Source organism: Winogradskyella rapida (assembly GCF_042675845.1).
GTDB lineage: Bacteria > Bacteroidota > Bacteroidia > Flavobacteriales > Flavobacteriaceae > Winogradskyella > Winogradskyella rapida.
Genome location: NZ_JBHTKM010000006.1, coordinates 1 through 1,683, shown reverse-complemented (window position 1 = coordinate 1,683; position 1,683 = coordinate 1). Strand labels below are relative to the sequence as shown.

Genomic DNA, 1,683 nt, shown 5'->3' with positions numbered 1-1,683 from the left:
TAAAAACGATAACTGGACTATACGGACTTATCGACAATAAAGGAAAAACTATTGTTCCAGCAATCTATACGAGAATCGAAAAATTTGGTGAATATGCCAATGACATCGCACTAGTGAAAACAATAACTGGAAAATACGGATTCGTGAATAGAAACGGGAAAGAGATTATTGAACCAAAATATGACCTTAAAGAAATAAAAGAGAAATTTAATCAAATATATGGTGGATAAAACCGACACCACAACACCGTGTATAATTAATTGCTTTGTAAGTTCTCATCTGGAATATTCCTTCGGAATATTCTCAGGTTCGTAAAAGTTTACTAAATTAGTTGCTAAACCACGCAACTAATCATACACAAACACGTTGTGCGTCATTTGACGAAACCGACCGAAAACAAGAATATTTAGAATAAATGAATCCCAATTATCTTGAAATAATTACTAATTCTTTTCCAGCAGATTTGAAAACTGATGTTTTGGAAGTATTTAAGATAATTCCATTGGAAACTAAATATAAATTTGACTTAATAAGTGAGCATTCTTATGAAATTAGTGTGGATAGTGAAAAACTAAAAATTCCCGTGAGAATTTATTTTAACGAACCAAAAGAGCAAACGGAAAAAGAACTGACTGAAATACAAAAAGACATATTGAATTGTATTTTCACAAGACATCATAATGGTTTTGTACGAGAAAAAAGATTGAAAAATATTTCTGAAAAACCTGAAAAATGGAAAACACCTTTTCTTATTCAGTTATTAGGAGAATATATTTACGAATTGCTTCCAATTATAGACAAAAAAGTGAATAACAATACATTGGAATTTTATAGAGAATTCAAAACTGAAAATCCAAAATATTGGCAACAAACAGAAAGTCGAATAGCAAGTTATTGGAATGAATATTATAGATATAAATTCCCGAAATTAAAAGACTATTTAGGAATTGAAATTATTAACCGAATAAAAAAAACGAACGCACAACAACATATATAATTTATTGCTGGCTTTTTGCTTACTTACGAAAATCCTCGCGGATTTTCTTTGTCAGTAATTATTTATTAACTTGGTTGCATAAACACGCAACAAACCATATATAAACACGTTGCCAGTAATTTACACTCGTCCTGAATAAAGGCTACATAATTTTAAACATTATGTATAAAAATGACAAAGTAATTAGACGTTACAGCGAACCTTTCAAATTAAAAATTTTAGCCGAACTTACAACCGGAAAACACACAAAGAGTGAACTATGCAAGCTCTACTCTATTGCACCTACAACGGTGAATGTGTGGATTAAAAAGTACAATCGTAAAGACTTAATGAACACCAGAGTAAAAGTGGAAACAAAAGACGAAATATCCAGAATTAAAGCCCGACAAAAAGAGATTGAACAGCTTAAAAAGCTACTACTTAAAAAGGATCTTGATGCAATGGTATTAGATTCTTATCTAGAAGTAGCTGCTGAAGATCTAGGTTACAAATCTGTAGCTGAACTAAAAAAAAAGCTAAGTATAAAGCCTTAATCATAGCTAAAGAGAAATCTAAGGGATTTGCGTCTTTAACTACTATAACTCATTGTTTTGGGCTTAAACGTGATGCGTATTATAAATACAAATCTAGAGCTGATAAGCGTTTAAAACTAGAGCAACAAATTATAAAAATAGTCAGTAGAAAAC

At 30.5% G+C, this 1,683-nt stretch carries 3 protein-coding genes; all 3 read left to right on the top strand.

All coding sequences use genetic code 11. From position 1 onward, the window contains the following. A partial coding sequence (locus ACFQ13_RS01830) for a WG repeat-containing protein (RefSeq protein WP_386113421.1) occupies positions 1–230 on the top strand: 230 nt, incomplete at its 5' end. A 185-nt stretch (positions 231–415) separates the two neighbouring features. Continuing rightward, the gene (locus ACFQ13_RS01825; protein WP_386113419.1) at positions 416–997 is read left to right on the top strand and encodes a hypothetical protein; all 582 of its coding nucleotides are present in this window, start codon (positions 416–418) and stop codon (positions 995–997) included. Positions 998–1,158: 161 nt separating this feature from the next. Next, a complete protein-coding gene (locus ACFQ13_RS01820; protein ID WP_386113417.1) occupies positions 1,159–1,530 on the top strand; it encodes a transposase in 372 nt (123 codons plus the stop codon). The last annotated feature ends 153 nt before the right edge of the window (positions 1,531–1,683 follow it).

Bases quoted from the DNA above. Each gene is read 5' to 3' on its own strand.
- ACFQ13_RS01825 (WP_386113419.1), top strand. From the start codon at position 416: ATGAATCCCAATTATCTTGAAATAATTACTAATTCTTTTCCAGCAGAT.
- ACFQ13_RS01820 (WP_386113417.1), top strand. From the start codon at position 1,159: ATGTATAAAAATGACAAAGTAATTAGACGTTACAGCGAACCTTTCAAA.